Annotated in this window: 8 protein-coding genes; 2 read left to right on the top strand and 6 right to left on the bottom strand. The window is 33.0% G+C overall.

The window, feature by feature from the left end:
• The coding region (locus HCB45_RS14715) for an Ig-like domain-containing protein (RefSeq protein ID WP_185620395.1) at positions 1 to 190 on the top strand (190 nt) is incomplete at its 5' end.
• A gap of 195 nt (positions 191 to 385) precedes the next feature.
• Here the strand turns inward: HCB45_RS14715 and HCB45_RS14710 are convergent.
• The 6 genes from HCB45_RS14710 to HCB45_RS15445 form a co-directional block, all read right to left on the bottom strand.
• The gene (locus HCB45_RS14710; protein WP_185620394.1) at positions 386 to 817 is read right to left on the bottom strand and encodes a hypothetical protein; all 432 of its coding nucleotides are present in this window, start codon (positions 815 to 817) and stop codon (positions 386 to 388) included.
• A 5-nt stretch (positions 818 to 822) separates the two neighbouring features.
• Entirely contained in the window at positions 823 to 1,350 is a 528-nt protein-coding gene (locus HCB45_RS14705) for an IbrB-like domain-containing protein (protein ID WP_185620393.1), read from the bottom strand.
• 13 nt (positions 1,351 to 1,363) lie between these two features.
• Entirely contained in the window at positions 1,364 to 2,656 is a 1,293-nt protein-coding gene (locus tag HCB45_RS14700; protein ID WP_312026340.1) for a DUF3440 domain-containing protein, read from the bottom strand.
• 63 nt (positions 2,657 to 2,719) lie between these two features.
• Complete coding sequence (locus HCB45_RS14695; RefSeq protein ID WP_185620392.1) at positions 2,720 to 4,054, bottom strand: glycosyltransferase family protein; 1,335 nt, start codon at positions 4,052 to 4,054, stop codon at positions 2,720 to 2,722.
• Positions 4,035 to 5,531 (bottom strand): glycosyltransferase, encoded by a 1,497-nt coding sequence (locus HCB45_RS14690; protein ID WP_185620391.1) that lies wholly within the window; start codon positions 5,529 to 5,531, stop codon positions 4,035 to 4,037. Before HCB45_RS14690 ends, HCB45_RS14695 begins: the two co-directional genes overlap by 20 nt.
• Before the next feature lie 2 nt (positions 5,532 to 5,533).
• The gene (locus HCB45_RS15445) at positions 5,534 to 6,475 is read right to left on the bottom strand and encodes a CatB-related O-acetyltransferase (protein ID WP_312026339.1); all 942 of its coding nucleotides are present in this window, start codon (positions 6,473 to 6,475) and stop codon (positions 5,534 to 5,536) included.
• Positions 6,476 to 7,182: 707 nt separating this feature from the next.
• Here HCB45_RS15445 and HCB45_RS14680 point away from each other — a divergent pair.
• The coding region (locus HCB45_RS14680; protein ID WP_185620390.1) for a KxYKxGKxW signal peptide domain-containing protein at positions 7,183 to 7,428 on the top strand (246 nt) is incomplete at its 3' end.

Here is a 7,428-nt window from a genome sequence, read left to right as displayed (position 1 = left end):
CTCTAATGGAGGGGAATATGAAGACTCATCGATAAAATGGGAAGATCTGCTTAATGAGGAACAAGAGGTAAGCTATGTCTGGCAGGATAACGGAGTATCACAAAGTAATATTTATTTTAGTGGGACTCATTCTGAAATGAGGAAGTTAAGAAGGAGAAAGCATGTAACGGATAAAGAAATATTTTGGTAATAAAGCACTAAATGAATAGTTTGAAGTACTACAAATACCTATATTGGATGTTAAAGGAGAAACAATCATTTATTACATACAGGAAATGACTGCTAGACTACTACAGAATGGCTATTGTTGACAGTGATACATCTAATAAAAAAACACCCTAATTGCTTTCTTAGCAGTTAGGGCGTGTTTACTATTTATGGGAGACTAATCCTCATACAATTTCTTTTTCCACTCATCATTACGTTTTAAAAAAGCAAAATGTTTAGTTTCTCTATATATTTCAAAGCCTTTATCTCGAAAAAATTGCAATTGATATGTATCAACTTTTTTTACATCTGTAAAGAGATGAAAGCTAACTTCATCTTTAGCTATTTTTTTTAAGGTGTTCGAAGTTATCTTTCTCCAAGCCTCTTCAGTAAGGCCATAAATTTCGCCAATTTCAATTCCTTTCTTTACCACCATATAAGATGAAAAGCCAATTATTTTATCTTTATCAATTAAAAGACACCATTTTTTCTCGGGAGTATTTACTAAGTATGGGAATTGGTATTTCCATATCTTTTCTGCGAAAAAAGGGGCCATTAAGTTATAAAAGGCTTGTTTATTATAAGGGGGGATATACCAAGTGATTTTCAATGTACTCACTCCTTTGGATAATAGGTATCTTCAAATTCTTTCCAGCTTTTAGAGAAGGTATGATGCATAAAAATATCTTTTAAAAACGTAGATTGTTTTAAACGGATTACTTCTTCATGTTGCATCCCTAAATTTAATGCAATTTCTGAATCTTTCCAGCCTAAATTTATGAGGCTTTCTATTAAGTTAGTCATTCCATCAATACTGTGTGTGCCCCGTGCACGATTATGTCTGACTGTACTAGCCATTCTATTTACTAGAGGCTTGTTAATTACAGTTACTGGAATTTCTTTTAGATGCAAAATATTTTTGGCTACAGAATATCGATGGTAACCATCTACAATTTTGTATTCATCTTTTTCTCCATCATAGTAGCAAACAATAGGTTGTGTAAAACCATCTTCAATAATAGAAATTTTTAGAAGCTCTAATTCTGGAGGAGCAACTTTATTAGGGTTATAATCATTTGCTACAATTTTATCAATATTTACTAAGCACACATTTAACACAGGAAAGGTAATGTTAGATTTCAAAGTACAATTCCTCCTAACTGGTTGGATTTAATAAATTATGAATTATTTTTTTATATACTTTCCCGTTTAAACTTTGAATTCCTAAGGCCCCTTGGAATTCATCGTATAAATGATAGAGTTCTTGTTCATCTATTTTCGTTAAGCTATATTGTCTAGTTACTAGTGCAAAATCATTTTTTTCAAGTACTCTTGCTAAAGATTTCCAGTTGTGCCACAAGCGCTCATCTTTTTCCCATTCTTTTCTAGATGCTTCTTCGGGGATATCATCAATGGTCATTTGGAAGTTTTTCTCATAATAGGTCATCAGGATTTTAAATTTTCTATAATAATGATCTCTAAGTATGGGAGTATATAAACCATAGCTCTCTAATAAAAATATCACATATTCCTGCCAACTCATATGAGCAGGTTTTTTTGTTTTTGAATAACCTAATAGAGAAGTTTTAGAATATAAGCTGCCAAAATTAGCTCCACTGACTCGATTGACAACACGTTCCCAAATAAGAGGCTCTATTTTAGCAATTTGTTCTAATCCGATTCTTTGATGCAGGCCAAAAGGCTGGCAGATTCTCATTTTTCTAAAAGGAGTACCTATTTTATACATTCGATCATATACTTTATTATAGTCCCAATTAAATTGATAAACCGCTGCCCATATATCATCAAATTTCCAGTCAAATATAGGATAAAATTTATAAATACCGGGTATGTAACGATTTATCCAGGGTCGCTTTTTGTATTTATTTCGCCCATGTTTTATTGCAGTATATCTAACTAAACTTTCGTCCATTCTCAAACCAATACCACAAGCGACGCTTTCGAAGTTATGAACTTCGTGGTACCAATTGGAAAAATATTGCAAAAATTTATCTGGATTACCATCACATTTGAAAAATAATTTTAAAAGGCGATCATCCAACTTTTCTAGTGTAATGGCATCTTCTGGCATTGGTTGAATCCATTTATCTTTTTCTTCTGGATTCCACATAATCCATTGAGGTTGAAATATACTTGAATTATTATCTTCGTAAAAAGGCAAACAAAAATGAAAAATTTTATGAATACAAGAGAGTTGTTTAACCCGATCTATAAAGCGAACAGTATCTGTATAGTTTGCTTCAATATCTAATATTAGTATATCGAAACATCTATTCATTTCTTTCGCAATTTCTTCTGCTAGCATTAACATAACTCCACTGTCTTTTCCTCCACTAAATGAGAAGTAAACATGATCAAATTCTGAAAAAATAAATCTTAAGCGTTTACGTGCGGCGTGTAAAACATTTGAATTGTATATAGTTATCACCTCTTTTAGATATATTGATGCTACCAAATAAGGAACGCTTATTTGGTAGCATCTGTATGAAAGCTATTTATTTTTTAGTGTTTTTTGATATTGTTTGATTGTAGATTTTGCACCATGTTTCTGTTCTAATGCATTTACCAATTCATTTTCATACTTAGGACTAGTAATAGCTTTTTGCAACATTTCTATTAGCTTTGAATAATCAACTAGAGGATGTAAAAACGAATAACGTGGATTTTTAGCAACCTCTTCAAATCCTAATATTACATATTTCTGGCGATAGGCCTGATAAACACAATCATCTACTTCGCTACCAGCATTGATATCTAAATAAATATCATGTGTTTTAAGCAAAGTAGCAATATCTTTTTCAGAGACTGAAGGAATGAGAGAGATAGATGCATGTTTTTCTTTTAAGCTATATAATTTTTGACTCATTTCTGTTGGGGCAGCGATTGTGAGCTCAAGTTGAGGAATAGCATCTAATATTTCTTCGATGTGGTGTAAATTATCGCTCCTAGTTAAAACAAGCGCTTTATGTGTTTTCTTATGTGCGCGTTCAAATTTCTCTAACGGTGATAGATAATGTAATTGCACATGGGTGTCTTTAGCATGCAAAGTATAGACTTTTTTATATTCGGCATCGGATTCAAAAATAATTTTGCGAACGGCCTTTTTCTCGTTCAGATGGTTCACCATATTTTGAGGAATAGCATCTTTAATAAGTTCTTGCCAAAATAATGTAGTCGGAATAGTGAGGTTGTCAGCAACAAACAATGGGAAAGAAAGACTATTAATAAATAATTGGTCTATTAGGCCAACTTCACCAGATTTTTGAAGTACATCAACAAAGTAAGAAGTAAAGTGTGTAAGCGTAGAAAATTCATGTGTTTTATTATTGGATTTCAACGTAATTGTACCACTACTTAAGTTCCAGTTAATTACTTCATTGCCTTCTGCGTCTAAAAAGTTTTTTTGAAAGAGTTTCTTATCCGGAGAGTATAGCTGCGTTGCATATTTAAATCCTTGAATAGAATAACAATCGCTAAACACAATGCTTCCTTTTAAATCTAACCAATCGACTTGCTTTACAATACGTTGCGTATTTTTAAAGTAGTGGAATTTACCGACAATGAAATTTCCAGAATAAATGGTTCCACCTGCAGTATCACGATGACGGATTTCATATAAAGAAGGAACTTCAATTTCATTGAAAAATAATCCTTCCCCTTCATACTTGTGCCATCCAGTAAAATAAGTGAATGGAGAATAGAATCCAAAGGGAAGGTCTCCCTCATAATGGATGACTGCTGTTGTATATTTAATAGAAGCTAAAGATAAGCTTTGAATTAATCGTTTGGTTTCCTGTTGATGATAATCAGCTAGTAAAATATTCATGCGTATCCTCCTTAAAAAGACGGTTCCACTTCTCACCGATTTTTTCTATGGTATATTCAGCTGCTTTCTTTTGACTAAAAGCAGTGGATTTTTCCGAGTTAAAACTATTACTTAATAATTTTGCAATTCCTTTAGCGAGGTTAGCTATATTTTGTTTTTCAGTAGATTCTTTTTTCACTAAATAGCCATTTACTCCATCTTTTATAAATTCGGTGTTTCCGTAAGGAACCTGGAAACCTACCATTGGAATGCTATAGGCAATCGCTTCTAATAATGTTAAGCCAAATCCTTCTGAATAAGAGGCTGTGATATATCCTCCATAGTTCGGGTAATGTTCCTCCATTTCTTGATGACCTTTTAAAAATATATAATCAGCGGCATCTAATTTTGTAATAAGTTGTTGTAAAGAAGATCTAAGACCACCTTCTCCGTAAATTGATAAAGTGAGTTGGGGGAATTTTTTCTTTGATGTTGCTACAGCTTCTATCAACAAATCAAGATGTTTTTCACTGGCTAAACGTGATACTGTGAGCAGATCGTACTTACTATCTTTGGAAGGAGTTGTATTTTGGGGAGTGATACAGCCTACAGAAATAGCATGGATTTTTGTAGTGTCCTTATGCATTAGTTTAAAATGTTTTTTTAGAGTGACTGCTTGTTCCTCTGTTGCTGTAATATACCAGGTTACATATTTATCATTTTCAAAGACATATTCGTAAAAATTATTCCAAAGGACTCTATTTTTATTAGAATAAGTTAAATTATAGTGTTCTGCATGAATGGGAATGCCGATACGTGCACCATTTGCTTGAGGGAATACAGCGTCAGCAAGCTCAGTACTACGATCTAGTATAATACAATCTTCAGAATTCCAATTTAATCGGCGGAAAAATTCTTGAAAAAAAGCATTTCTCCCAATTAAAATTTTGTCATCTATAACTGTTAAGGATATTTCTCTATTTTCATAATACTGCCGATAAGCCACCTTACCATCTTCGGCGAAAAAAGTCCGAGAGATTACTTGTCCATTGCTATAGTATTCTGTATTAGTAAGTCTGTCTGAATAATGTTCTGCACGAATTAATTTTTGGTTATGCAAAACATCCACTCGGTCCACAAATTTTTCATTAATCAACCAAACTCTGTACGAAACAGTGGAATTAGGCAATGTATAGATTACTTGGTTGGGTAATTCTTTTTTTTGAAAAGAATCATTTAATTGTTTTTCGAAAGATTCTAGCTCATAAACAGATGAATGGTTTTGTTGGTTTGCTAGAAAACCATAAATACCAATTATATCCTCAGAGTTTAAGCCTAATAGTGTTGTAAAGTAAATCAAGTTTGTACCTAGATAATCAGTAAAAATGAAACGTTGCTTCATTTTTACTGATTGGAGAGCTAAATCTCTATATTTTTGCGCATATTCAACACCAGAAGAAGCAAGTCCAATGGCTTTATTAATATGGTAGACTGTCATAATTAAACATCACTACTTTCATTTGTTTTTTGTGAATCCACATCGGATTCGACTGCTAGTTTGAAATCCTTAATCGTTACAGGTGTAGGAGTAAACGGTTGAATTAATTGGTTATCAATTAGATAAGAAACTTTTTCAATAAAGTTTTCTATAGAAGTGTCTCCTTCGATGCCTTCGAAATCTGTGTAGGCGTAATCCCACCACTGTAAACGTTGTAACTCTTTACAAGTACTTTCATCAAAACGATATTTTAAAACTTTTGCCGGAACTCCTCCCACAATAGCATAGGGGGGGACATCCTTTGTGACGATAGAACCAGCAGCAATTACTGCTCCATTTCCAACGGTAATTCCTGTAGCTACAAAACAAACATCTTGACCAATCCATACATCATTTCCAATAATAATTGGGGAGTAATTAGAAATTGAGGATGGTTTGCACGCAAAGCTTTCTTCAGTATCAGAGGTATATGCATCAAAAATGGAAAGGTTTTGAGAATAAGTTAACATTGATGTGGTAAATCGATCTGTAGGATGATTACCACCTAACCGTTGAATATTATGAGCTAATGAAGAATATCTACCTACAACTGTATTAATTGGTAAGGAACTAAAAGAAGAGGAGAAAGCGCCCATTGAATGAAAAGTGTTCCTTAGTAAAAACGCGGTGTATGGTTCAATAACAGCGTGATTACTTACGATGAGCTTAGGATTCCCGATATTTTGTATAGCTTTATCATTCATTGTATAAATATGATGCTCATTAAGGAATTCAATCATTTGTTTGTTGAATTCAAACGATGAGCTTGCATGACTTTGAGTGGATACTAGCCCATTAAATGGGAATTCTATAGTACCAAGAACGCTCTTTGGGCTATCATTTTTCGATGTGTTTTTCTTCCCAAGGAAATTTCCCGTTTTCATTTCTTTCATAAATTTCTTCAATTAATTTTTCCTCCTCCAAAAAGTCTCTTTTTTTATATTGTTTTTTATTTTTAAAATATCTAAACCCAAGTAGGGTAGGCCCGCATAAAATGAATAGCGAACAAATTGTCATAAAGATGCGCATAAAGTGAGGTGAGCTAATAAAGGCCAAACTAAACGCATATATCATAGAATCACTCCTTCTATATTTAGGTTTGAAACAAGATAGATTGAGCTGCTTTTGCAAGTAATAGATCACTAATTTGTTTCGCTTAATACTCCTAGTATTTTACATGTTTGATTAATAGAGTTGTTTCTTTTGGCGTGGCACTTAATACGCTTGAAGCTAAGTAGTATGAAAATATTTTTAATAGGGCTTATCGAGCTATTTATGCTGCTAATGCAAATAAATATGTATAGTATTTATGAATTAGTTCTGTTATTGATAATAGAAGACAAACTTTTAGATAGGATGAGATTTGATTATTCTAGGCAGGTTTTGTTGAAGAAGTATTAGTGCATAAGAATTTATTATGGGGACACATGATGAAAAGAGTAAATAACTAATTATTTCATTGCTTGTTCATATTAAAAAAGCATTATGGTTTGAAATGAATGGAACAGCACAGGAAATGTGTTTTGAAAAAGGTGGAAATACATAATAATTATTATCATGTAAAAGTATTTATTGGAAATGCGGATTATAAAGAAGTTAGGAGAGAAAAAACTTGAGTTATTTGCGCAAAGAAAGGCAACAAAAAAATTGGCGAATGTGGAAGAAGGGGAAACAATGGATTTGTGGGGCTACTCTATTTTTAACTGTCATGTCATTCTCCGCAGGAGAAATATTAGCCACAGAAATGAATGCAGCTGATTCACAAGCAATAGGGGCAAGTGAGTCAGGGGAAGAAGTACCAGAGAATGTAGTGGAAGCCGAGGGGGAAATAAAGGCAACAGAGGAAGAGGAAATTGTT

It is taken from the genome of Listeria farberi, from assembly GCF_014229245.1.
Lineage (GTDB): Bacteria > Bacillota > Bacilli > Lactobacillales > Listeriaceae > Listeria > Listeria farberi.
The sequence above is the reverse complement of the archived record's forward strand: the minus strand, read 5'-3'. Positions and strand labels throughout refer to the sequence as shown.